Origin of the sequence: Algibacillus agarilyticus, from assembly GCF_003286125.1 — a bacterium.
GTDB lineage: Bacteria > Pseudomonadota > Gammaproteobacteria > Enterobacterales > Alteromonadaceae > Algibacillus > Algibacillus agarilyticus.
Genome location: NZ_QMED01000024.1, coordinates 29,185 through 53,978, shown reverse-complemented (window position 1 = coordinate 53,978; position 24,794 = coordinate 29,185). Strand labels below are relative to the sequence as shown.

20 protein-coding genes are annotated in these 24,794 nt (G+C 38.1%); 14 read left to right on the top strand and 6 right to left on the bottom strand.

Annotated elements, in window-relative coordinates:
- Positions 1-355: 355 nt before the first annotated feature.
- The 3 genes from dnaK to DPX34_RS16285 all read left to right on the top strand — a co-directional run bounded on the left by dnaK (position 356) and on the right by DPX34_RS16285 (position 4,137).
- Positions 356-2,278: a molecular chaperone DnaK gene (gene dnaK / locus DPX34_RS16295; protein WP_111979512.1), complete on the top strand. Its 1,923-nt coding sequence runs from the start codon at positions 356-358 to the stop codon at positions 2,276-2,278.
- Between the two features lie 226 nt (positions 2,279-2,504).
- Positions 2,505-3,638, top strand: coding sequence for a molecular chaperone DnaJ (gene dnaJ / locus DPX34_RS16290; protein WP_111979511.1), 1,134 nt, complete (start codon positions 2,505-2,507; stop codon positions 3,636-3,638).
- Positions 3,639-3,825: 187 nt separating this feature from the next.
- Complete coding sequence (locus DPX34_RS16285) at positions 3,826-4,137, top strand: c-type cytochrome (protein ID WP_111979510.1); 312 nt, start codon at positions 3,826-3,828, stop codon at positions 4,135-4,137.
- Positions 4,138-4,222: 85 nt separating this feature from the next.
- Here the strand turns inward: DPX34_RS16285 and DPX34_RS16280 are convergent, their stop codons facing one another.
- Positions 4,223-5,647, bottom strand: a complete 1,425-nt coding sequence (locus DPX34_RS16280; protein WP_111979509.1) for a sodium/proline symporter — start codon at positions 5,645-5,647, stop codon at positions 4,223-4,225.
- 596 nt (positions 5,648-6,243) lie between these two features.
- Between DPX34_RS16280 and DPX34_RS16275 the strand changes: the two genes are divergently transcribed.
- Complete coding sequence (locus tag DPX34_RS16275) at positions 6,244-7,245, top strand: AraC family transcriptional regulator (protein ID WP_111979508.1); 1,002 nt, start codon at positions 6,244-6,246, stop codon at positions 7,243-7,245.
- 161 nt (positions 7,246-7,406) lie between these two features.
- Positions 7,407-9,764, top strand: coding sequence for a cadherin-like domain-containing protein (locus DPX34_RS16270; protein WP_111979507.1), 2,358 nt, complete (start codon positions 7,407-7,409; stop codon positions 9,762-9,764).
- A gap of 242 nt (positions 9,765-10,006) precedes the next feature.
- On the opposite strand, the gene waaA is transcribed toward DPX34_RS16270, so the two are convergent.
- On the bottom strand, positions 10,007-11,332 hold the full coding sequence (waaA, locus tag DPX34_RS16265) for a lipid IV(A) 3-deoxy-D-manno-octulosonic acid transferase (RefSeq protein ID WP_111979506.1): 1,326 nt from the start codon (positions 11,330-11,332) through the stop codon (positions 10,007-10,009).
- Positions 11,333-11,482: 150 nt separating this feature from the next.
- Between waaA and DPX34_RS16260 the strand changes: the two genes are divergently transcribed.
- Positions 11,483-12,562 carry a glycosyltransferase family 9 protein gene (locus DPX34_RS16260; RefSeq protein WP_111979505.1) on the top strand — a complete coding sequence of 360 codons (1,080 nt, stop codon included), beginning with the start codon at positions 11,483-11,485 and terminating at the stop codon, positions 12,560-12,562.
- Between the two features lie 8 nt (positions 12,563-12,570).
- On the opposite strand, the gene DPX34_RS16255 is transcribed toward DPX34_RS16260, so the two are convergent.
- A complete protein-coding gene (locus tag DPX34_RS16255; RefSeq protein ID WP_111979504.1) occupies positions 12,571-13,443 on the bottom strand; it encodes an HDOD domain-containing protein in 873 nt (290 codons plus the stop codon).
- 121 nt (positions 13,444-13,564) lie between these two features.
- Here DPX34_RS16255 and DPX34_RS16250 point away from each other — a divergent pair, with 121 nt between their 5' ends.
- Entirely contained in the window at positions 13,565-14,506 is a 942-nt protein-coding gene (locus DPX34_RS16250) for a LysR family transcriptional regulator (RefSeq protein ID WP_111979533.1), read from the top strand.
- Between the two features lie 110 nt (positions 14,507-14,616).
- Here the strand turns inward: DPX34_RS16250 and DPX34_RS16245 are convergent, their stop codons facing one another.
- From DPX34_RS16245 to lolB, 3 genes are all read right to left on the bottom strand, one after another.
- Positions 14,617-15,576 (bottom strand): ribose-phosphate pyrophosphokinase, encoded by a 960-nt coding sequence (locus DPX34_RS16245; RefSeq protein WP_157964762.1) that lies wholly within the window; start codon positions 15,574-15,576, stop codon positions 14,617-14,619.
- Positions 15,577-15,642: 66 nt separating this feature from the next.
- Entirely contained in the window at positions 15,643-16,509 is an 867-nt protein-coding gene (gene ispE / locus DPX34_RS16240) for a 4-(cytidine 5'-diphospho)-2-C-methyl-D-erythritol kinase (RefSeq protein ID WP_111979503.1), read from the bottom strand.
- A complete protein-coding gene (gene lolB / locus DPX34_RS16235; RefSeq protein ID WP_111979502.1) occupies positions 16,509-17,087 on the bottom strand; it encodes a lipoprotein insertase outer membrane protein LolB in 579 nt (192 codons plus the stop codon). Before lolB ends, ispE begins: the two co-directional genes overlap by 1 nt.
- Positions 17,088-17,193: 106 nt before the next feature.
- Between lolB and hemA the strand changes: the two genes are divergently transcribed.
- From hemA to kdsA, 7 genes are all read left to right on the top strand, one after another.
- Positions 17,194-18,450, top strand: coding sequence for a glutamyl-tRNA reductase (gene hemA, locus DPX34_RS16230; protein ID WP_111979501.1), 1,257 nt, complete (start codon positions 17,194-17,196; stop codon positions 18,448-18,450).
- Between the two features lie 7 nt (positions 18,451-18,457).
- Complete coding sequence (gene prfA, locus DPX34_RS16225; protein WP_111979500.1) at positions 18,458-19,543, top strand: peptide chain release factor 1; 1,086 nt, start codon at positions 18,458-18,460, stop codon at positions 19,541-19,543.
- Positions 19,543-20,397 (top strand): peptide chain release factor N(5)-glutamine methyltransferase, encoded by an 855-nt coding sequence (gene prmC, locus DPX34_RS16220; protein WP_111979499.1) that lies wholly within the window; start codon positions 19,543-19,545, stop codon positions 20,395-20,397. The genes prfA and prmC overlap by 1 nt, the downstream gene beginning before the upstream one ends.
- A gap of 162 nt (positions 20,398-20,559) precedes the next feature.
- Positions 20,560-22,107 (top strand): DUF3369 domain-containing protein, encoded by a 1,548-nt coding sequence (locus tag DPX34_RS16215; RefSeq protein ID WP_111979498.1) that lies wholly within the window; start codon positions 20,560-20,562, stop codon positions 22,105-22,107.
- Complete coding sequence (locus DPX34_RS16210; RefSeq protein WP_111979497.1) at positions 22,107-22,484, top strand: SirB2 family protein; 378 nt, start codon at positions 22,107-22,109, stop codon at positions 22,482-22,484. Before DPX34_RS16215 ends, DPX34_RS16210 begins: the two co-directional genes overlap by 1 nt.
- Before the next feature lie 75 nt (positions 22,485-22,559).
- Positions 22,560-23,363, top strand: coding sequence for a tetratricopeptide repeat protein (locus tag DPX34_RS16205; protein ID WP_111979496.1), 804 nt, complete (start codon positions 22,560-22,562; stop codon positions 23,361-23,363).
- Between the two features lie 555 nt (positions 23,364-23,918).
- Entirely contained in the window at positions 23,919-24,770 is an 852-nt protein-coding gene (gene kdsA, locus DPX34_RS16195; RefSeq protein WP_111979494.1) for a 3-deoxy-8-phosphooctulonate synthase, read from the top strand.
- Positions 24,771-24,794: the final 24 nt, after the last annotated feature.

Here is a 24,794-nt window from a genome sequence, read left to right as displayed (position 1 = left end):
CTTGCCTAATGTTGTTTAATAAGGCTGCTAAATATCATGTTTAGTGGCCTTTTTTATATACTCAAGAGCTCTGAACAAGCTTGTTGAAGTGACTTGAGTCTATTTTCCAACCTGACTCCTGCCGCGGTAATACTGATAAATGTAATTAATTACGATCTTTTATAAATTTATAATTGAAAAAGTCTTTAACTCCCCCATATAGCTTTCAAGAGCACATGATTGCGTTCATTTAAAAACGAAATGTATGCGCTATAAACAATTTTTTATCAGTAACGGTTGAAAGTTTTAATAAAGACCCTACTTATAAAGCAAGTAATTATTTCCAATTTAAATATTAAAGTTGAGGTTTTTCCAAATGGGTAAAATCATTGGTATCGATTTAGGTACAACAAATTCATGTGTTGCTGTTTTAGATGGCGACAAACCAAAAATTTTAGAAAATGCTGAAGGCGATCGCACAACCCCGTCGATCATTGCTTATACAGCAGAAGGCGAAACATTAGTCGGTCAACCGGCTAAGCGTCAAGCAATTACAAATCCACAAAATACGTTATTTGCAATCAAACGTTTAATCGGTCGTCGTTTTGACGATAAAGAAGTTCAGCGCGATATCGGGATCATGCCTTTTGAAATTACAAAAGCGGATAACGGTGATGCATGGGTTTCGGTTAAGAACGAAAAAATCGCTCCACCACAAATTTCTGCTGAAATCTTGAAAAAGATGAAAAAAACCGCTGAAGATTATTTAGGTGAAGAAGTAACAGGTGCGGTTATTACGGTTCCTGCTTACTTTAATGATTCACAACGTCAAGCAACTAAAGATGCGGGTCGTATTGCTGGTTTAGATGTTAAACGTATTATCAACGAACCGACTGCGGCTGCTCTTGCTTACGGCATGGATAAAAAAGGCGGCGAAAGCGTTGTTGCGGTATACGATTTAGGTGGTGGTACATTCGATATCTCAATTATTGAAATTGATGAAGTTGATGGCGAGCATTCATTTGAAGTATTAGCGACTAACGGTGACACTCACTTAGGTGGTGAAGATTTCGATAACCGCTTAATTAATTATTTAGTAGAAGAGTTCAAAAACGACCAAGGTTTTGATTTACGTAAAGATCCTTTAGCCATGCAACGCTTAAAAGAAGCAGCAGAAAAAGCTAAATGTGAATTATCTTCAGCACAACAAACTGATATTAACTTACCGTATATTACGGCTGATGCTTCAGGTCCTAAACATTTAAACCTTAAAGTAACACGTAGCAAGTTAGAATCATTAGTTGAAGATTTAGTTAAAAAATCATTAGCGCCATTAAAACAAGCGTTAGCCGATGCTGATTTATCAGTAAGCGATATTAACGATGTTATCTTGGTTGGTGGTCAAACACGTATGCCAATGGTTCAAAAAGCGGTTACTGAGTTCTTTGGTAAAGAACCTCGTAAAGATGTAAACCCAGATGAAGCGGTTGCTGCCGGTGCTGCTATTCAAGGTGGTGTTCTTTCTGGTGACGTAACTGACGTTTTATTACTTGATGTGACGCCATTGTCATTAGGTATTGAAACAATGGGTGGTGTGATGACTGCGGTTATCGAGAAAAACACCAGTATCCCAACTAAGAAATCACAAACATTCTCAACGGCTGAAGATAATCAATCAGCGGTTACGGTTCATGTTGTTCAAGGTGAGCGTAAGCAAGCAAGCTTAAATAAATCACTTGGTCAATTTAACCTTGAAGGTATTCGCCCTGCAATGCGTGGTACGCCACAAATTGAAGTTACGTTTGATATTGATGCTGATGGTATTTTACATGTATCAGCTAAAGATAAAGACACGGGTACAGAGCAAAAAATCACCATTAAAGCCTCTTCTGGTTTAAGTGATGAAGAAGTTGAACAAATGGTACGTGACGCTGAAGCAAATGCGGATGAAGATGAGAAATTTGAACAATTAATTCAAGCGCGTAACCAAGCTGACGGCCTTGTTCATGCTACTAACAAGCAAGTTGAAGAAGCGGGCGAAGAATTAGCGGCTAATGATAAAGAAGCGATTGATGCGGCGATAGCTGAATTAAAAACAGCGATTAAAGGCGACGATAAAGACGTGATTGAAGAAAAATCTCAAGCGCTTATCACGGCTTCTGCTAAATTAATGGAAATTGCTCAAGCTAAAGCGCAAGCTGAAGGCGGCGCAGCGCCAGAAGGTGCTGAGCCTACTCAAGCTAATCCGGCTGACGATGTTGTTGATGCTGAGTTTGAAGAAGTTAAAGAAGATAAATAACGTAAACGTTATTTAAATAAAACGGGTGAGCTATTTATAGCCGCCCGTTTTTTACGATTAGCCATTTGTTTTTTACTTTATATTTTATTGAATCCTCTCGATATTCGTCGTAAAAACCAAAATATAAAGTAAAAAATAAGTAGTGGATAAACCATTTAGTCATATATGTTTATCGTTAAATGGTTTATTTAGCCGATCAATTTAAGTTATAGAATAGAGTAGAAAAATGTCGAAACGGGATCTATATGAAGTTTTAGGCGTGGCGAAAGATGCCAGCGAACGCGATATTAAAAAGGCGTATAAACGTCTTGCAATGAAGTATCACCCGGATCGTACTCAAGGCGACAAAGATTTAGAAGTTAAGTTTAAAGAAGTTAAAGATGCTTATGAAGTCTTAACTGACGATAATATGCGCGCGCGTTACGATCAATATGGCCATGCGGGTATCGACCCTCAGCAAGGTGGATTTGGCGGCGGTGGCGGCGGTGCTCAAGACTTTGGCGATATATTTGGTGACGCTTTTGGTGATTTATTTGGCGGCGGCGGTGGTCGTGGCGGAAGACAATCTAGAGCGCAACGCGGTGCCGATCTTCGATATAATTTAGACTTGTCTTTAGAAGAAGCGGTTAAAGGTAAATCGGTCGAAATTAAAGTGCCAACTTGGGTTTCGTGTGATCCTTGTTCGGGTAGTGGTGCTAAAAAAGGCACGCAAGCGCAAACCTGTGGTACTTGTCATGGTCAAGGTCAAGTGCAAATGCGTCAGGGCTTTTTTGCTGTTCAGCAAGCTTGTCCTACGTGTCATGGTACGGGTAAAATTATTAAAGACCCTTGTAAACCTTGTTCTGGTCAAGGCCGTGTACAAAAAAGTAAAACGCTTTCAGTTAAAGTACCAGCCGGTGTTGATACGGGCGATAGAATTCGCTTAGCCAGTGAAGGTGAAGCAGGGCAGTTTGGTGCACCCGCTGGTGATTTATATGTCCAAGTTAATGTACGTGAGCATCGTATTTTCCAACGTGATGAAAGTAATTTACATTGCGAAGTACCGATCGGCTTTACGGTTGCGGCTTTAGGTGGTGAAATCGAAGTACCAACATTAGATGGAAAAGTTAAGCTTAAAATACCGGCTGAAACACAAACCGGTCGTATGTTTAGAATGCGCGGTAAAGGCGTTAAATCAGTCAGAGGCGGTGCCGTTGGTGATTTGATTTGTCGTGTTGTTATTGAAACGCCTGTAAACTTAACGGATTCACAAAAAGAACTTTTAGAACAGCTTGGTGAAGCAACAACCAGCAAGCATAAACCAAAAGAACAAGGCTTCTTTGATGGTGTTAAGCGCTTCTTTGATGATTTAGCTAAATAAGCTTAGTAACTAAAAAATCAAATTTTTAATATATGAGCCCACTTAATGTTAGTTAAGTGGGCTTTTTTAATAAATGCGTTATTTATTCTCATGATTTAATTCGAGTTTATTTACCCTTATCGATTTAACGTTATAATGAAAGCAGAAGAAGTCTATTATTGTCTTTCGTTTTAATCCGGAGTATAGAATGAAAAAATTAGTTTTAGTTAGTACGGTATTGAGTGCTTTATTTTCGGTTTCTGCTTTTGCAGCTAATATCGATGCGGGTAAAGCTAAATCGGTTATGTGTGCAGGTTGCCACGGTATGGATGGCAAAGCCTTAATCCCCACTTACCCTAATTTAGCAGGACAAAACGAAGCGTATTTAGTCTCTGCTTTAAAAGCTTATAAAGCGGGTGAGCGCACCGGTACACAAGCCGGTATTATGGCTGGCATGGCTGCTGCACTTTCTGATGAAGACGTTGCTAATGTTGCGGCTTATTTTGCCTCGTTAAAATAAATAGACTGACATATTGGTAGGGCAAGCCCTAGGTGGTTATCCCACATTTCAAAGCGTTTGTAGTTGATATATTACAAGCGCTTTTTTATTTATTAAGCTTCAATTTATGGGTATTAGATGATCGAAGTAATGAATAGTAATGATTGACGAGATAAACGATTAACCCACTAGTAATGCCGGAAAATGCTTCATAAATAATCGAATTTAATCCCACATATCGCCAAACTAAACCAGCGCTAAACCCAATTAATAACATGAAAATGGCGGTTTTTTCTGATGGGCGTTTGTCCAGCGCCATAATAATAACTAAAGGTGCTAAACCGCTAGCAAGCGCTGACCAAGCAAATATGACTAAATTAAATACATTGCTTAATGCAAATAAAGCGATTAATAACGCAATGCTCACCATCGTTAACGTTGCAATGCGACGTGCAGCTTGACTTTTTGAAAGTGAGAAGTCTTCGCTGAGTACGGTAGCGCAACTGAGGATTTGCGAATCAGCGGTAGATAAAATGGATGCAAAAATACCGGCGATCACAATGCCGATGGTAACTTCAGGTAATATTTTTTGTGCTAATAGCGGTAGAGCCAGTTCGGTATCGGTGATCGCTGCCGGATCAATAAATAGTCGAGCACTTAAACCTGTAAACAAAATTAAGCATACAAAACTTAAACTCCAAGTAAAGTAATAGACAGTGGTATGCTTAAGGTTAGCCGTTGGGGATAGAGCCATCAAACGCACCATGATGTGAGGCTGCCCAAGTGTGCCTATTCCATTAAAGATCCAACCGAGGGCAAACAAGCAGACGGCTTCGATGCTACCAAATCTGACTATTCCCCAATCTAAGTGTGCAGGTGTGTGTGTGTTTAAATTTTGCAAGAAACCTTGTAAGCCATTGGTGATGTCTAACACCTGATAGGCGATTAAAAATAGGGCGATAAGCATGATGATAGCTTGGAGTGCATCGGTCCAAATCGAGGCACGTAAACCGCCTTTGAAGCAATAGGCTAGGACTAGCACCGCGCCTAAAGTTGTGCCCATATCAACAGACCAATCAAATATGGCGTAAAGTGTTTTACCTGCGGCACTCAGCTGTGCTGCTGCATATACGGTTAAAAATAATAGTGAAATACCGGCAATTAATTTTTTTAACTGAGTATATTCTTCACCATCACCTCGACTTAGTAAACTCGCAAAACTAATTGCCGATGTTTGAGTTGTTATATGGCTTATTTTGTGAGCAACAAACAACCAGGCTATCAAATCCCCAAGAATGAAACCGACTATGATCCAGATAGCCGATAGGCCATAAGTATAAATATAACCAATGAGGCCAATAAACATATAACCACTGTATTTACTGGCAGCCGCAGAAAGCGCCGTTAACAGAGATGATACATTTCTATTCGCGAGTATGTAGTCACTCGCATTATTATTGCTTTGTTTTGATGCTAAAAAACCGACAAACAGAAACAGAATTAAAATAGTGATAAATGTGAATATGTGCATAAAGAGGTTAGCTGTTTAAATTATGAGTTCGATGTGTTTTCTACGAACGGCATAATATAGTCTTCTCGCTCAGGTTTTATGGTTCATTGTCAGCGCTTACTCGCCCCAATCACATATTAGAGCATATGCTCATGGCGTCTCGAAGCTTGCCTGCATGGATGCAGGTAAGGGGCGAGAGCAGGACACGGTAGCTTTGACGGCTTTGCTTACATGGAAGTAAGTACTTAGGTTTCGTCTGGAACTAGGAACCTGCCCCTAAAACCCGATCGTTTTGACTATAGGTTAATTTCGGATATAAAAATTTGATCTGTTTAACGTTTATCATAAATTTTTTTATTTGTTGATTGTTGATTAAACCGAATGATAGTACAACTGTCATGTATTGATTAACCTGCATACTGATATTGAGTGTGTATTCGTATGAGCTCAAGTGTTTCTGTAACCGATTTTGGGTGCTACTTGGGGAGTATACTTATGTCACATGAGTATATATTGACCTGTTTTTCATCGAGAAAATTTCAATATGAGTGGCTATTAAGCGAATTCAAGGGGCAAATAATGATAATAAAAATGAATAATAAAAATGAGTAATATCAATGTTTAAAACTCCTTGTATGGCGGTTGAAACCAGTCGCGAGTTATTTAATACCATTTTACAAAGTGGTATCTCGCAAGATGACCTAATCAGCGAATCTGGCGTGACAGTTTCTGATTTACAACAACCTGAGAGTCGTTATCCCGTGGGGCAACATTTGAAATTATGGCAAGCTGCAGATAAGTTATTACCCTTTTCTGGGATTGGTTTACAAATGGGCGCGCATTCAGATCCTTATAAAAGAGGTATTGTTGGGTTACTTTTTGCTGCAAGCCCAGATTTAAAAACCGCTGTTACGAATAAATACAAATATACTAAAGTCCTTGCTGATCATATTGGTTTGCAAATAGAAGAAACAGAAAAACATTTCTCGATTATTTATTCAATTGAAGCTAAGTATTTTCATAGTTATGAAATTGAACGTGTGTTTAGTGGCTTTTTAAATTGGGTGAGAGTTTTTGCAGGGGAGGCGGTATGCCCTGAGCGTATTAGTTGCCAATTTGCAGCACCAGCACATGCCAAGCAATATCAAAAACGGTTTAACTGCCCGATTTATTTTAACCAAAATCAAAATTCGATTGTCTTTGATAAACAATTATATTTAGTTGAAAACGCGCAATTTAATGATTATTTGTATGCCATTTTACAAGCTAGAGCTGACAAAATATTAAGTGAGTTAGATAATCGCGTTGATTTTATTAATGGCGTTCGAAGCTTAATTGCGGGTAGATTAGCAAAAGGGCACTTTTCAGCTGAAGATATCGCATGCTCATATCATATGAGTAAACGTACTTTTTATAGAAAACTACAAGATGAAGGTACTTCCTATCAACTGTTGTTAGATGATGAACGAAAAAAGATGGCGTTATCGTACTTGCAAGTTAAAAGTTGTCAATTACATAACGTTGCATTTTTATTAGGGTATGCCGATCAACGTGGGTTTTCACGCGCATTTAAGCGATGGATGAATTGCACGCCTGCTCAATATTTAATGTCTGTTTAACTCATCACGCCTAACTATTGAGAACCCGTTCACAATTTTATTAAGTGGCACTAATTGCCTTGATATTGGCACTAAGTGCCATCTCTTTCATGCTCAACCTTCTTTACTCTTTATAAAAAGCTGACGTTGTTTTTAAGATAATTTGTTAAAGGAATTGAGTTATGTTGTTATTTAAACCCCCTATTACGACCCCGACTAAAACGGCTACGGCTAAAGCGGTGTTATTAGCTATTGGTGCTGTATCGATCTTTTCACCTGCTATTGCGGCTGTACCGTATGCGGCAGCTGACACACTTTATGTTCCGATGAATTCTACGATAAGCATACCGTTTTCGGTTTTAACGGCCAATGATTATGATGAAGATGGTGATGCGTTAACTATTCTGATGGCGGATGATACAACACAGGGCAATAGTGTAACGGACTCAAACGAAAGTGTTATTCGATTTACCCCTCTCGATAATTTCACAGGGCAGGCGAGTTTTACCTATACCTTGTCAGATGGCACAGACGATGGTGATTATAATTTAATGAATTGGGGTAATGTGACGCTGGTTATTGAGAATACGCAACGCGCGGATCAGCAACATGTCCCTTTACCTAACTCTGATTATTTCACAACGCCTGTCAATACCAGCGTAACGATCCCGGTTAGCCAGATCTTTGCCAATGATTTTGATGCTGATAATGATACGCTTTCGATCGCGACTTTAGATGATGTTGAGCATGGCACATTTAGTCATGATCCAGCATTAGGCGTGATTACATTTATTCCGCAAACTGATTTTAATGGTATTGCTCGTTTTACCTACGCGGTTTCAGATGGGACGGATGGAGGCGATTGGGGGTTAATGGGATTTAGCTCTGTTGAAATTGCAGTTGGAGATGTAGATCTTGGCAATAATGATGTTTGTAGCGTTGACGCTGCCAATACTGCGCCAGTTGCCAGTGGTGACAATTTAACAACCCAAGTTAATACGTCATTGGCGATCCCTTTTTCAACGCTATTAGAAAATGATCACGATATTGATGGCGACTTGTTAACGGTTTTGCTAGCGGATGATGTATCGAATGGTTCTTTTGTATTTGATCGTGAAAACCAAATTATTTGGTTTTCACCTGCCGATGATTTTATGGGGGAAGCTCAGTTTACTTATACATTGAGTGATGGTCATGATTGTGGTTGTTTTACGCATGTCGATTGGGCTGTCGCGACGATAACAGTGAATGAAAACGTTGATTTACCCCCAAATGACATACCTGAACCAATAGCGCCTATTGATGAAACACCTATCGATGAAACACCTATCGATGAAACGCCAATTGAACCTGAAATACCGATGCCATCAGGCAATATCTGGCCATTTTCACCTGATGGTCTGGCTGTGAATTGTATTCAACCTGAGCGTATAAACTTAACATGGCAAGATACGGCACCTGCAGAAACACCAACAGAGAGTTATGTTATTCGTATTAATGGTCAATTCATTACTGAAACAACAAGTACTCATATCATATTAGATAATTTGGTTGGATCGACTGATTATACGGTCAATATTTCAGGACAAACAGGCTCGTATATAGAGTCAAATGTATCAACTGATTTTAATGTGACCACGCCTGAAAATTATGCACCGGTAGCGAGTTCAAATTATTTTGTTTTTGGTCATAGTTTATTTACCTTTGATGGCGGTGATTTAGCTACACCTACTTTGTATACGCGTGCGGGTAACTGGTTGGGTATGCTCGCTTTAGCAAGTGGAACTAAAGCCTCTGGAGGCGGCATTTTTGGTCAAATTCCTGGACATCTTGCTCAATCAGCTAACACGGGTGTTGGTTATGCTTATGAATGTAATAGCGATATTTATTGGGATCCAGATATGGATGGAACGAGTTTTGAGCAACAATCTTTTGATGATGTCATTTTTATGCCTTCTAACTATGAAGAGCCAAGCCGTCCGGTGATTGATTCGTTAGCTCCTGCTGCAGAGCTCGTTGAATTTATCACTGAAAATCAACCCAGTGCTGATGTCTTTATTTATGAGCATTGGCCTGACAGCCCTTTGGCCATTCAGAGTTTGGGAGACGATCCTATTTCGGTAATTAATGCGGCTGGTTTTAGTGAATATAATCAATATACGGCAGGCGATTACCACGAGTGGTTCGTTGATTATCAAGACCAAGTTAATGCTGCAACACCTAATACGTCTATTCGAATGATCCCTGTCGGGCCTATTATTGCTGATTTGCTCGAAAATGAAACGTATATGAGTGATGTGGTATTTACTGATATGTATGGCGATTCTGCGCCGCATGGTATGGAGAATACTTACTTGTTAGCCGCTTTGATTACCTATCGTGTTATGTTTGAAGCCAATCCTGACTTAACTCAATTCGTTATTCCGGCTACTGCAGTTCAAATTATTCCTGAAATTGCTGAAAATTTACCTGAGATTGTTAATTTTATCGAGCAAAGACTGGCTTATTATAATGAGCATGGCGTTAATGTTTATCACTAATTGATAAGTTAAAGAGCCGATTACAAACCGAATATCGGAATATAATCGGCTTATACCTAAAACTATTTTTTCGGTTTTAAAACGCTGAGACACATGAACATTTTCAACACATCTAAATACAAAACCATCAATAAAAAACCGATAATGTCTTTACAATATTCTCATTCAACCTATACACATACGTGAATGTTCTTGTCATGCTATGCGAAAGTAGAACGACTTGTTGCGTTAAGTGCGCTTTGTTAGGTTTTCGCATGACTAATCTTTTTTACCACGTTATACACATTTACTGGCACTGTTTTATCAAATTGCTCGATTAATAATTGAGTTGTTTTTTGACTCGAACCTTGGAATTCTTTCAAGCAGCGATACCCATTTTGCGCGATGGTGTTGCATTCGGCTTCACTCATTAATAATGTGTATAAATTATCGATTAATTGCTGTTTGTCTTCTACTTCTAGTGCACCTTCTCTTGATTTTAATATCTGGTAAGACGCTTTAAAATTAAAAATATGCGGCCCGGTAATAACGGCTTTTTGTTGGCAAATCGCTTCAAACGGGTTATGGCCTCCTCGCTCAACTAAACTGCCTCCCATAATAACAACCTGGGCTAAACTCATGTATTGCAGCATTTCACCTAACGTATTACCGATTATAATATCGGTATTAATAGGGACGCTTTCAGTTATTTGTGTTTTATAAACGGTATTAAAATGGGGTGAACATAACTGAAATACAGAATCAAAGCGTTCTGGGTGGCGTGGTACGATAATGAGAACTAAGTTGGGTATGTTTGTTTTTAAAATTTTAAATGCGGCTAATATAATCGCTTCTTCTCCTTCATGCGTGCTCGCGGCTACTACGACTGGCTTATTTAATTGCCATTGATTTTTAAGTTGTTGGTTTTTAAGCGCTTGATCATCAGAAAGTTCGCAATCAAATTTTATATTGCCGGTTGTTTTAATTTGCGATCGTTTAGCGCCTAAGTCTATAAACCGTTGGGCATCAGTATAATATTGTGTTGATATAAGATCGATCTGATTGATCATGGTGGCACTAACCGATCTAAAACGTGCATAGCCTTTATATGATCGTTCTGAGAGTCTTGCATTAATAACCACAACACTTGCACCGACACGTTTAGCATTCGAGATTAAATTTGGCCAAAGCTCGGTTTCCATTAAAACCAGTAATCGTGGCTTAATTAAATTAATAAAACGATATTGAAGGATCGGCAGGTCATAAGGAAGGTAACAATGCGTAACGTGTGTGCTAAATAATTGTTGGATCTGGGCAGATCCTGTTGGAGTTGTACTTGTTACTGTGATTGCTTCATTAGGGTAGTGGGCTATTAAATCTTGAATAATCGGAGCCGCGGATAAGGCCTCTCCTAATGAGGCTACATGAATTAAAATGCCTTTTGGCCTAACTTTAATTGGGCAATTTGCTAAACGTTCATCCCAACGGAAACCATATTCAGGTTGTTTTTTTGCTTTGCGTTTTAAATTTAATAATACAAAAGGAAGCAAGATCCGCATTAGCGTGTTGTACAAAATATGATTTTTCATAAGTATTTCAAACGTAGCATAGATATTTTAAGCAAATTAGACTCAAGCATAATCTTGAACCATGACATGTAAATTAAGTGTCGATGACACATTGATTTCACAATGAACAGCTAAAATAAATATTAATTACAAACAGCTTAGTGTTTTAACGTGCTTAAACCCGAAATAGATAATGTTCAACATATTTGTATTTTTAGATTATCAGCTATTGGTGATTTAGTGATGTGCTCAGCGTTAATTCCCGCTTTAAAGCAATCTTATCCTAATGCCCAAATATCATGGATCACCAGTGAGATTGGTTGTCAGTTATTGTCGGGAATTAAGAATGTGAACTTTATCGTTATCAATAAGGTAAAACGTTTATCCGATCTTTATTTAGTTCGAAAGCAGCTGAAACATTATCAATTTGATATCTTACTTTGTGCTCAAGCGAGTTTTTCAGCTAATATTATTTATCCTTTTATCAAGGCCAAAAGGAAAATTGGTTTTGATTCGGTACGGGCAAAAGACGGACACCACTTATTTGTTACTGAACAAATTAGATACAAAAATGAGCATATCTTGGATGGGTTTCTAGCTTTAGCTGATCATATATCTGACCGTAGATGTTCGTTTGTGGGATTTGATTTTGAAAACTGCTTACCAGGTAACTTAGCACCTATGTTTCGTAAAGATAGCGAGTATCGCTATATTGCAATTAATTTGGCGGCAAGCAAAGCAGAAAGAAATTGGCCAATTAACTATTACGTAGAACTGACCAAAAATTTACTCGACGATAAAAAAAATAGAGTTATATTGATTGGCGGCTCTTCAAAAGAAGAACAAGATAAAGCAGCTGTTATTAAATCGCTCTCTCCTTTGGTTGAAAGCTTCGTGGGCAAAACTAATTTAAAGCAGCTGCTGTGGTTGATCGCGCAGAGTGATTTATTGGTCAGCCCTGATTCAGGGCCTGTTCATATTGCACGGGCTTTTTCTGTTCCTGTGGTTGGGCTTTATGCTGTTGCGCGTTCTGCTTTGTCTGGGCCTTATCGTGCAGCAGACTTAACCATTGATAAATATAATAATGCGGCAGAGCTATTATTAAGTAAGTCTGAAAATGAGTTATCTTGGCATGAAAGAGTGCATCACCCTAAGGCTATGTCACTCATTACCGTTGCCGATACGCTTGCTAAAATAAAATACAGCTTAAAAACAAATAACACTGCCACTGATCCTATGAGCTCAGATTAATTTATAGATTAACTGTGGTAAATCGTTTTAACGCCAAAGCCAAATAAAAGTTCGCCTAGGTCGTGTAATTGATAATCTTCTATTTCTAAGATATCGAGCACCTGATGGCTAATTTTTTCCCATTCATAAACATCATGCCCATTGACTAACATGGCCGGTAAATTAACCATATGCTCGGCTAATTTCAAAATACAGAACAATTGCTTTTCGGTATATGAACCCGTATTAAGAATAATCGAAGGGGAATGATGGTAAGCGATGACGTTGCTGATAATATGGTCTAATCCCCAGTTTTGCGCGATTAAAAAGCCCAAAACTTCATGTGAGGTATCAATAGCTTCTTCTTCATATAAACCGATCGGCATTTCTGTTTGCATGTGGGCGTTATACAAAATATCAGGGTAATTGGGTTGCTGTTCAATAATCAAAGACATACCGGCATTGTGGAACATACCAATTGTGTATGCATCATCTGGCGATTCAGCATCGATAAATTGGCCAATCGCAAAACACGCATCCGCGATTATGGCTGCTGAGTTCCATAGTTTTGAATTAAAGCTTTGTGGTTCTTCTTCATTTAAAAAAGTGTAGCGTAAAATAATACTGGTGATCACTTTGGTTAATTTGGTTAAACCTAAAATAGAACAGGCATGATTTATCGTTTTAATTTCGCGGTTAGCCGCAAATAAAGGCGAGTTAACGACTTTTAGCGTGAATTCGGATATTGCTAAGTCTTGCTCAACAATACTGGCAATATTAATAATACTGGGTTCAGGTTTATCAATCTCAGCTTGTAATCTAATTAATAAGTCTGGTCGGGGGGGGATCACAAAATTTTCAAGACTTTTATCCACTTGGGCCATATCTAAGGCTTGAGCCATTGTTGTACTCCGTGATTTAAATAAGAAAGTTTTAAATAAATGTCATAAATTAAGTTTAAACCTAATCAAAAAAAGCGTATATTTATTTGGTGAATATGTGTTTTACAAAGGTATCAATTTAGTGAATATTGCGAACGTAGATTTAAATTTATTAATTTATTTGGATGTTTTGTTAAGAGAGCAAAATGTAACAAGAGCGGCAAACCAATTAAAAATTACTCAACCCGCTATGAGTAATGGCTTAAAAAGATTACGCACATTATTGAATGATCCATTGCTGGTTAGAACAAGTGATGGTATGTCGCCTACTGAAAAAGCGAGAACATTACAGCCTGTAGTAAGACGTATCTTACTCGAACTGGAAGAAGCGCTTCAGCCTTCAAATGATTTTGTCCCAGAAAGCAGTACTCGCGTTTATCGCATTATGGCGAGTGATTACGCTGCATCTACTTTACTGCCACCTTTGCTTGCTCGATTACGAAATGAAGCTCCGCATGTTGCATTAGATATTATGACACCGAGTGATGTTACATTTCATGATGTAGAAGCCGGTAAAATTGATATGGCGATTAATCGTTTTGAAGATTTACCCATTTCATTTCATCAAAAACGTATTTGGTTAGATCATTTTGTTTGCTTGACGCATAAAGATGCGGTGATTGGCGATAAAGTGACGTTAGACGAATATTTAGAAGGCCAACATATTTGGGTGAGTAAAACGGGTTTTGGTGTTGGGGTTGGTATGGACACTGAAGATGTTAGCAAGTTAGGTTGGGTTGATGATGCGTTAGATCAATTAAACAAAAAACGACAAATAACGGTGTTTACTCGAAACTATCATGTTGCCATCCAATTAGCACTTGAAAAAAACATGTTGGTTACTGTGCCGCATCGTGCTGCTTTTAATTACCGTAATTTCGAGAATGTGTTAATTTCTAAGCCTCCGATTAAAATACCTGAGATGGAATTAAAAATGATTTGGAGTCCATTGCTACATCATGATGCTAGTCATATCTGGTTAAGACGTTTGATTAATGAAGTCGCGCAGGCAACAGAGCATTAATTTCGATTTATTCATGATGACTGTTATGTTGTCTATATACCTAAGTGACTTGGGTATATAAAAAAAAGCGCTTAATAGCGCTTTTTTTTATATTTTAAATAACTATACGATTAATTCGATTCGTAGTTATCAAACATTGCCGATATTGATTCTTCATTGCTTACACGGCGTAAACATTCAGCTAGCATGCCGCTGAGTGTTAATTGCTCTATTTTTTCTAATTTAGCCATTTTAGGCGACAAGGTAATAGAGTCAGTAACAATCAATTTATCTAATTGAGAATCTTTGATAATGTTATAAGCTTCGCCAGAGAATACCGCATGAGTTGCGTAAGCAAATACACGTTTAGCTCCACGTTCTTTTAGGGCTGTTGCGGCTTTTGATAACGTACCGCCTGTATCAATCATGTCATCGACAATAATACAGTCACGACCTTCAATATCACCGATAATATGCATCACTTGAGCTACATTAGCACGAGGACGTCTTTTATCAATAATGGCTAAATCACAATCATCAAATTGCTTAGCAATAGCTCTTGCTCTAACCACACCACCAATATCAGGTGACACCACAACTGGGTTTTCAAAATTCTGTTCACACATGTGCTCAAGCAAAATGGGACTACCAAACACATTATCAACCGGAACATCAAAAAATCCTTGAATTTGTTCTGCATGTAAATCAACCGTTAATACACGGTCAACCCCAACACTCGACAAGAAATCAGCAACGACTTTTGCAGTGATAGGCACACGAGCTGAACGAACACGTCGATCTTGTCTTGCATAACCAAAGTATGGAATAACGGCGGTTATACGACCAGCAGACGCACGGCGTAACGCATCGATCATCACAATTAATTCCATTAAATTGTCATTGGTTGGCGCACAAGTTGATTGAATAATGAAAACGTCTGAACCACGCACATTTTCATTAATTTGAACGCAAATTTCGCCATCGCTAAAACGTCCAACATCGGCTGAACCAACTTGTGTATAAAGTCGTTCAGCAATTTTTCTAGCTAAATCTGGGGTAGCATTACCGCAAAAAATTTTCATATCAGGCACAGTTAGAACCTCTGAAGTGTTTAAATCTAAAAAATCAAGCACCCGCAATTATCGGCTACTCCAGTATTAATTTTTAAAGTGTGTGGCAATGAAATCGTGTGCACTCGACGTGTTACACGTTTTCGTTACATAGCAATCCACAAAATTAGGTGAATGCTTTACCATTTCATCAGCGGATGAACGGTTATTAAATAAAGCGAAACAACAAGCTCCTGTGCCTGTCATACGAGACGGCGCGTATTCTACCAACCAGCTCAATGTATTTGCAACAGCAGGATAAGATTGTCGCACAATCATTTCGCAATCATTGCGTGTTTTTGCAAATTGGTATGCCGAAAAGTCAATTTTTGCTGAATCTCGTGGTAAATCTGGGTGAGTAAAAATGATTTGCGTCGAAATTGATGTTTGTTTTGGCATGGCTAATACAATATCTAATTCACTTAATTCCGCATTAATCAGCTTTTCGCCGACTCCTTCAGCAAAAGCGCTATTGCCATGTATAAAAATGGGGACATCTGCACCGAGCGTTAAACCAATGGCACTGAGCTCATCATTTGTTAACTTTAGATCCCACAACTTATTTAAGACTAAAAGCGTTGTTGCTGCATCGGATGACCCGCCGCCTAAACCTGCGCCACTGGGAATATTTTTTTCTAGGTCTATTTTTGCCCCTAACGGGCACTTGGTTTTAAATTTAAGCAGCAGGGCCGCTTTATAAATAAGATTATCTTCAGGTGAAATGCCGACGGAGTCGCCGGTTAAGACAATATCGTCTGTAGAATTGAGGCTAAAAGTTAACCAGTCGCAAAATTCAGTGAATTGAAATAAAGTTTGTAAGTTATGATAACCATCAGATCGCTGGCTCGTGATATGTAAAAAGAGGTTTATTTTGGCAGGCGCTGGACATCTATATTGCACTGACTGGCTTTGCATTAATCTAATCTCCAATAGTTAATCGATAGAATAATGCGGCTATTATATTGCTTTAATTGCATTTTTTTAGGTAATAACAATTTAAAGTAAGGATAATAAGCCTGATATTCAAGCTTCCATTCTTGCTCTGCATTTATTCGTGCTAAAACATGCTTTGGCTGGTTTATATCGATATGTTTATCTAAAACAACGCCAGAATGATTGCCAGTTATCCAACGTGCTAAATACCGCAAGGGTATGTCCCATCCTGTTATTTCATTTAATAACTGCTCAGGCTGTGTTGATGTGTAAGTTTCACCATCGGCAACGATATTGATAGTGCGGTTGTTACCGGTAATATGGGCGACTTCAATACCCATGAAAGTCGTGAACTTAATATCGTATTGGTCATTTTTTTGTTGCCAGAAAAAATTAAGGGATTCTTTCTTTTGTGGCGAAATAAAAGCCGCTTTGCCTTTTATTGTAAAATTTTTAATTTGTTTAATATGGGTATAGTGAGTGGGTTTTATCTCTTCGGGTGTGTTTACACATGAAATAAGAAAAAAACATAACAGGGCAATTGTATAAAGTTTAATCATTTATTAAAAAGTCTTCGTATCATTTGGGTATAGAGCTTTAATTCTGCGTTGCCTTCTCGTAAAATCAGGCCTCTCATTTTTCCGGATCGCTTCTTAGGCAGTTTATATGGCGTTTTTTTCATTTGGTATAAGTCACAAAACCGCTCCGGTTAGTATACGGGAGAAAGTGGCTTTTTCCACCGAAGATCTTGATAACGCGATAGCTGACTTAAAAAAAACGTATCGAGTGAATGAAGTTGTTACCGTTTCAACGTGTAATCGTACCGAAGTTTATGTGGTAGCGGATAGTATCACTGAACATGATGTTGTTAATTGGTTTGCTTTTCATGCGAATATTGACAATAAACTGATCCAAGATTGTCTTTATTTTTATCGACAGGAAGCGGCTATCGAGCATTTGATGTCGGTTGCGGCCGGGTTAGATTCATTAGTTTTAGGTGAACCACAAATTTTAGGGCAGTTAAAGCAAGCCTACACACAAGCTAAAAATAGAAATCACCTTGATACTTTATTACAAAAACTATTTCAAAAAACCTTTTCAGTGGCCAAAGATATCCGCACTAACACCGATATCGGCGCTTCTGCAGTATCGGTCGCTTTTGCCGCGGTTAATTTAGCTAAGCATATTTTTTCAAATTTAGGCGATGCTAAAGTATTATTAGTCGGTGCGGGTGAAACAATTGAATTAGTGGCTCGGCATTTAAATGAGGCTGGCTGTAAGCAAATTACGGTGGTTAATCGGACTTTGCAGCGAGCTCAAGCTTTAGCTCAGGAATTTAATGGCCTTAGTGCAACCTTAAATGAAATACCTGAATTATTGATAAAATCTGATGTCGTTGTATCATCTACTGCCTCACCTTTACCCATTATAGGTAAAGGCATGGTCGAAAAAGCGCTTAAAAAGCGGATGAATCAACCCATGTTAATGATCGATATTGCGGTGCCCCGCGATATTGAAGAAGAAGTAAACGCGGTAGATAATGTATACTTATATACCGTTGACGATTTGCAAGGCATAATTGAAAACAATCAAAAGCAAAGATTGGCGGCTGCAGAGCAAGCTAAATCTATTATCAAAACGGAAGTTAATGCTTTTCTTGAATGGCTTGAAAGTTTAAAGTCGGTTGATTATGTGCGTGTTTACCGTCAGCAATGTGAAGAACACAAATCATTCGCTTTAGATAAAGCGTTAAAACAGCTAGAAAATGGCGCGGCGGCTGAACAAGTTTTACAAAATTTAGCCACTCAACTAACTCGCAAGCTGATGCATTCGCCTACTGTGGCGATAAGAGAAGCCGTGAAGCTTGAGCAAACCGAATTTATAGAAACAATTACTGAGCAAAAAAGCTCTAGGTCAAAATAAACAGTTTATGAAAGACTCCATATTAAGAAAATTAGAAGGCTTGCAAGAGCGTTATGAAGAAGTTCAGGCCTTATTGAGTGATCCGGGGACGATCGCCGATCAAGATAAATTTAGAACATTATCTAAAGAATATTCACAGCTTGAAGAAATCGTTAAAACTTATCAAGATTATTTACAAGCGGTGAGTGATTTAGCTTCTGCACATGAAATGCTTGAAGAAGATGATGAAGAAATGCGCGAAATGGCGCAAGAAGAAATAAAAGACGGTAAAGCTAACCTTGAGCAGTTAAAAACGGACATTCAAATCTTATTGCTGCCACGTGATCCTAATGATGATAATAACTGTTATGTTGAGATCAGAGCCGGTGCGGGTGGTGATGAAGCTTCAATTTTTGCCGGTGATGTATTTAGAATGTACTCACGTTACGCCGAATCGCAAGGTTGGCGTGTTGAAGTCATGAACTCAAATGAAGGTGAGCATGGTGGTTTTAAAGAGATCATCTTGTATTTATCGGGCGACAGTGTTTATGGTACGTTTAAATTTGAATCGGGCGGGCATCGTGTACAACGTGTACCTGAAACTGAATCTCAAGGTCGCATTCATACTTCGGCGTGTACGGTTGTAGTTATGCCTGAGATCCCTGAATCTCAAGCGATAGAAATAAATTCGGCTGATTTACGAATTGATACATTCAGAGCGTCAGGCGCGGGTGGACAACACGTTAATAAAACTGATTCAGCCATTCGAATTACGCATATCCCAACCGGGGTTGTGGTTGAGTGTCAAGATCAACGTTCTCAACATAAAAATCGCGCACAAGCGATGTCGGTTTTACAAGCGCGTTTACAAGCGGCAGAAGATGAAAAACGTCGTGAAGAAGAAGACTCAACACGTCGTAACTTAGTCGCCAGTGGTGATCGTTCAGAACGTATCCGTACGTATAATTACCCTCAAGGGCGTGTAACCGATCATCGTATTAATTTAACCTTATATAAATTAACCGATATTATAGAGGGTGATTTACAGGCATTGCTTGATCCGATTATGCAAGAGTATCAAGCTGATTTATTAGCTGCATTGTCTAACGATTAATGCTTAATAATATACAGGCAATTGTAAAGCATGCTAGCGCACGGTTAGTTGACTCTGATAGTGCCAAACTTGATGCTGAGTTGTTGCTTTTGCATGTTTTAGGCAAAGAAAACCGGGCTTATTTGTATACCTGGCCTGACAAAATAGTCACTGATGAACAGTTAGTGACATTTAATCGCCTATTAGATAAGCGCCTACAAGGTTTGCCAATTGCCTATATCTTAGGGAACAAAGAATTTTGGGGGTTGCCATTCAAAGTCGCGCCTTCAACATTGATTCCTCGACCAGACACCGAAACGCTTGTTGAAAGCGCTTTAACACTTGCTCTGAAAAAACAACAAAAATCAGGTCATATTTTAGATTTAGGCACGGGCACAGGCGCTATTGCTTTAGCGCTTAAAAGTGAATTACCAGATTGGTCAATAACCGCGACTGATTACAAAACCGAAGCCATACAATTAGCTAAAGAAAACAGTGTTCTTAATCAGCTCGACATTGATTTGTATTCTGGAAGTTGGTTTGACGCTTTACCTGTACAACATGAAAAATTCGATATTATTGTTTCTAACCCGCCTTATATTCGAGAAAACGACCCGCATTTAACTGAAGGCGATGTTCGATTTGAACCTTTATCCGCTTTAACTGCGCCGTTAAACGGTTTGCAAGATATTATGCATATTATTGCAAATGCACCAACCTATTTACGGCCTCGAGGTTGGATATTAATTGAGCATGGCTATGATCAAAAAGAAGATGTAATAAAGTTGTTTGAAAAAGGTAACTACATTAATATTGAAAACATTGCCGATTTAAATGGTCAAGCACGAGTTACACTTGCACAATATGCTTTCTAATACTTTACTTAACTCATTTATGGAATAAATAAGTTAAAAACTGAGTCTGTTCTTTTTTCAAGTGACAATTTGTTCAGGTAAGTATTTATAAAAACGACTGAGTCTTTAAGCGTATTTTGTCTGGCAGCCGTAAGTTAATATAATCAGTGATTAAGGAAATAGATAGTGAATGATTTTTTATTTGCCGATGATGATGACAGCAATGATGTTGTCGAAGTATCAGATTCGAATTGGAAAATATTAATTGTTGATGATGAACCTGAAGTACATGCGGTGACTAAGCTCGCTTTAAGTGATTTTAGCTTTCAACACAAAGGTTTAGAGTTTCATAGTGCTTATTCGGGAGAAGAAGCTAAACAACTGATATTAGACCACCCAGATGCGGCAATTATTTTGCTCGATGTTGTTATGGAATCGGATGATGCCGGTTTGCAAGTCGCTGAATATATACGTCAGCGTGCAAAAAATCATTTTGTGCGTATTATTTTACGCACGGGTCAGCCAGGGCAAGCGCCTGAAAGACAAGTTATTGTGAATTACGATATCAATGATTACAAATCAAAAACTGAACTAACCGCACAAAAGCTATTTACCGTGATTATGGCTAGCTTGCGCTCTTATCGAGATATTATTGCGATAGAACAAAATAGGAAAGGGTTGGAAAAAATAATCACAGCATCAACCAATCTATTTTCTATTCATTCAATGGAATCATTCATTAGTGGCATTGTACAACAGTTAACATCGGTGATCAGTTGCAGTGATAAAGCGATGTATGCAACAACGCTGATTGCAAATGATCATAGTCAAGATGATTCTGACTTAGTGGTTGTGGCGGGACAGGGCGATTATGCCAACGCGGAAGGTAAATCTGTTAAAACGGTTTTAAAACCCGCTATGATGTCTGCTTTTAATCAGGCTTTAAATAATAAAGAAATCGTGTATGGCGAAGATTACGTTATTGCTTATTGTCAGAGTAAATCATCTAAAGGTTCATTGCTTTATATTGCCGGTTTAAATGATGAATTAAGCGATACCGATAAACATTTAATTGAGCTATTCACCACTAATGTTCAGCTTGCCTATGATAATGTGCTATTAACCCGCGATTTAGAAGATACACAGCGTGAAATCGTAATGCGCCTAAGTGAAGCCGTTGAATGTAGATCAAAAGAAACAGGAAATCATGTTAAACGGGTTTCTTTATATTGTCGGTTATTAGCGTTAAAAGCAGGGATGAGTGAAGAAGAAGCCGACCAGATTATGCATGCAGCTCCATTACATGATTTAGGTAAAATTGGTATTGCCGACGATATCTTAAATAAACCGGCTAAACTCGATGAACTTGAACGTGAAAATATGATGGAGCATTCATTATTAGGCTTCAACTTATTACAAGGTAGCGATCGCCCTTTAATTAAGGCAGGAGCTATTATTGCTAAAGATCATCATGAAAAATGGGATGGTACAGGTTATCCTGAAGGAAAATCAGGTGAATCTATCCATATTTATGGTCGTATAGTGGCGTTAGCCGATGTTTATGATGCTTTACGTAATGAACGTTGTTATAAAGATGCTTGGCCAAGAGAAGATGTCGTTGACTATATTAAATCACAATCGGGAAATCATTTTGATCCCGAAATCGTTAATTATTTTATCGATAGTGTTGACGAATTTGAACAAATTTTAATTAATAATCCGGATAAATAATGCCCTATTTTGCTATAAAGCATGTTCACATGCTTGCTGTTGTACTCAGTGTTTCGTTACTTATTTTTCGTTATGTTTTAATCTGCCGTGATTCTGCGATGATTAATAAAAAAGTGTTGAAAATCATGCCGCATGTCATTGATACTATTTTATTAGTGTCTGCATTTGGTTTAATGTTTACTATTCAGCAATATCCTTTTCAAACACCTTGGTTGACTGAAAAACTCTTGCTAGTTATTGCTTATATTGGCTTTGGTTTTTATACCATCAAAAACACAGCAAATGCTAAAGTGCGTGCGTTGACACTCGGTGCCTCGATTGCTTGTATTGCGGTGATTATCCATTTAGCAATGTCTAAACAAGCTTTCATATTATAAAAAATAGAAGGGGCATTGAAATTTAATTTAATGTCCCCATTTTATAGTTAAGTTAACTAAAAATTTTTCTGTGTTTTGAATCATCAAACTTCTTTTACATCTCTTTTTTTTCAATATCTTGATATCGCTGAGTCTGTTTATGCGCCACAGAGTGTCGAATTAGCCACTCAAGAGTACCTCAGTCTTATTGATAAACTTCGCACTAAGGTTGTGGCTTCTGCAGAAGAAAAAGTAGATAAAATACAAATATTACTCGACTTTTTTTTCACTGAAGCGATGTTTAGTCAGCCTGATAAGCATGATCGCAATCTAAATAGCCAACTCTTTAGCTTATTACATGTGATCCAATATCGTACTGGACAACAGGGATTACTGTCTCTCGTTCTCGCTGATTTTTCGCGCGCACTGGGTTTTGAATCGGATGTTTTAATCACGCCTTCTCCTTATCTAGTGCGTATTAGTGTTGATGATGACGCTTATGTGTTTATTGAGCCATCAACTGGTTATTCTTATGACTGGAACGAAATAGAAGCGCTATATGATGTTGATAGCGTAAATACAGAAGAGAAAGTCGAAGCGATTGAAGTTGAAACGGATGAGAACATATTACTCAATATCATTACACTTTATAAAGCGGTTTTAATTGCCGAAAATAAATTTATTCCGGCGTTTAAAATTTGTGAATCTTTATTATTTGATGAACCTGATAACCCTTACTTACGACGAGAGCGCGGTTATTTACTTGAACAAATGGAATGTAAGCCACAAGCATTAGAGGACTATCGTTATTTTGTAGAGAAATGCCCTGATGATCCCATTGCTAAAATGTTAAAGTTGCAGTTGGATGATTTTAATATGTCGCAACAAATTATCCATTAACTTTCATGTATTTGATCGCTAATGATACTGTTTATTTGGTATTTTAATGGCGCTGTTGAGCGTCATTTTTCTATTTCGTTCTTAAATTACCGTGTTATCTTACATTGTCATTTTTTTGGCTGATTACAACTGTAAAATGGTAGAGATTAGCCTTTATTTTAGCCGTAAGAAAATTAGAAAGTGTCGGTTCGACTAAAATAGCTCAAATTTTTATGACTATTATTTCATTACTATTTTAGTTGCGACTAATGGCTTATAAACGGATGTGACTGCAATCACTATATCGTCTATTTTTTTTCTCGGCAGTGTGTAGATTTTGATACACATAGTGATAATGCGATCCAGGGCTTAGATCATTAAAGCCCCACTGTTTTATTTGGCGGTTGGTATCAAACTACTTTACGGGAGGCCGCGTCGACACCTATTGTGGCTTCTGCTTTTCATCCTTAACACCGGTTGGCGTGTTATTGGCCGTTTTAGGTTATGCTTTAGGTACTTATATAGCTTGGTTTTGTGGCCAAGTATTACAATTTATTTCTCAATGAGTTATTCAAAATGAATCAAAAAACGATACAAGTTAAAGATATTGCCGTAAATAATGATAAACCTTTTGTGTTATTTGGTGGCATGAATGTTTTAGAGTCACGTGATCTAGCGATGAAAATCGCTGAAGCTTATGTTGAAGTAACCCAAAAGCTAAATATTCCTTATGTGTTTAAAGCATCATTTGATAAAGCAAACCGTTCATCTATTCATTCATATCGTGGGCCAGGGTTAGATGAAGGTCTAAAAATATTCGAAGAGATCAAAAAAACGTTTAATGTGCCGGTTATCACAGATGTGCATGAATGTGAACAAGCTGCACCGGTTGCCGAAGTGGCTGATGTTATTCAATTACCCGCTTTTTTAGCGCGTCAAACTGACCTTGTAAAAGCGATGGCAGATACTCAAGCGGTTATTAATGTTAAAAAGCCACAGTTTATGAGCCCATCACAAGTTAAAAATATTGTAGAGAAGTTTGCAGAGTGTGGTAATGACAAGGTTATTCTGTGTGAACGAGGCTCTTGTATGGGCTATGACAACCTCGTTGTTGATATGTTAGGTTTTCCGGTGATGAAAGAAACGACTCAAGGAAGCCCAATTATATTTGATGTGACTCATGCGCTGCAGTGTCGTGATCCGATGGGAGAAGCATCGAGTGGTCGTCGTCATTTAACGGTAGAACTCGCTCGTGCGGGTATGTCGACAAAATTAGCAGGTCTATTTATGGAGTCACATCCTGATCCAGATAATGCGAAATGTGATGGTCCATCAGCATTTCCGCTTTCACAACTTGAAACTTTTTTAAGTCAAATCAAGTCGCTTGATGAATTAGTTAAAAGTTTTACGCCGATTGAGATTAAATAGTTTAATAATAACGAAAATTAGCAA

Excerpts from the sequence above, each read along its gene's own strand:
- lolB (WP_111979502.1), bottom strand. The coding sequence starts at position 17,087 with ATGATTAAACTTTATACAATTGCCCTGTTATGTTTTTTTCTTATTTCA.
- dnaK (WP_111979512.1), top strand. The coding sequence starts at position 356 with ATGGGTAAAATCATTGGTATCGATTTAGGTACAACAAATTCATGTGTT.
- ispE (WP_111979503.1), bottom strand. The coding sequence starts at position 16,509 with ATGCAAAGCCAGTCAGTGCAATATAGATGTCCAGCGCCTGCCAAAATA.
- dnaJ (WP_111979511.1), top strand. The coding sequence starts at position 2,505 with ATGTCGAAACGGGATCTATATGAAGTTTTAGGCGTGGCGAAAGATGCC.
- DPX34_RS16275 (WP_111979508.1), top strand. The coding sequence starts at position 6,244 with ATGTTTAAAACTCCTTGTATGGCGGTTGAAACCAGTCGCGAGTTATTT.
- DPX34_RS16270 (WP_111979507.1), top strand. The coding sequence starts at position 7,407 with ATGTTGTTATTTAAACCCCCTATTACGACCCCGACTAAAACGGCTACG.
- prfA (WP_111979500.1), top strand. The coding sequence starts at position 18,458 with ATGAAAGACTCCATATTAAGAAAATTAGAAGGCTTGCAAGAGCGTTAT.
- DPX34_RS16210 (WP_111979497.1), top strand. The coding sequence starts at position 22,107 with ATGCCCTATTTTGCTATAAAGCATGTTCACATGCTTGCTGTTGTACTC.
- hemA (WP_111979501.1), top strand. The coding sequence starts at position 17,194 with ATGGCGTTTTTTTCATTTGGTATAAGTCACAAAACCGCTCCGGTTAGT.
- DPX34_RS16255 (WP_111979504.1), bottom strand. The coding sequence starts at position 13,443 with ATGGCTCAAGCCTTAGATATGGCCCAAGTGGATAAAAGTCTTGAAAAT.
- DPX34_RS16280 (WP_111979509.1), bottom strand. The coding sequence starts at position 5,647 with ATGCACATATTCACATTTATCACTATTTTAATTCTGTTTCTGTTTGTC.
- DPX34_RS16285 (WP_111979510.1), top strand. The coding sequence starts at position 3,826 with ATGAAAAAATTAGTTTTAGTTAGTACGGTATTGAGTGCTTTATTTTCG.
- prmC (WP_111979499.1), top strand. The coding sequence starts at position 19,543 with ATGCTTAATAATATACAGGCAATTGTAAAGCATGCTAGCGCACGGTTA.
- kdsA (WP_111979494.1), top strand. The coding sequence starts at position 23,919 with ATGAATCAAAAAACGATACAAGTTAAAGATATTGCCGTAAATAATGAT.
- waaA (WP_111979506.1), bottom strand. The coding sequence starts at position 11,332 with ATGAAAAATCATATTTTGTACAACACGCTAATGCGGATCTTGCTTCCT.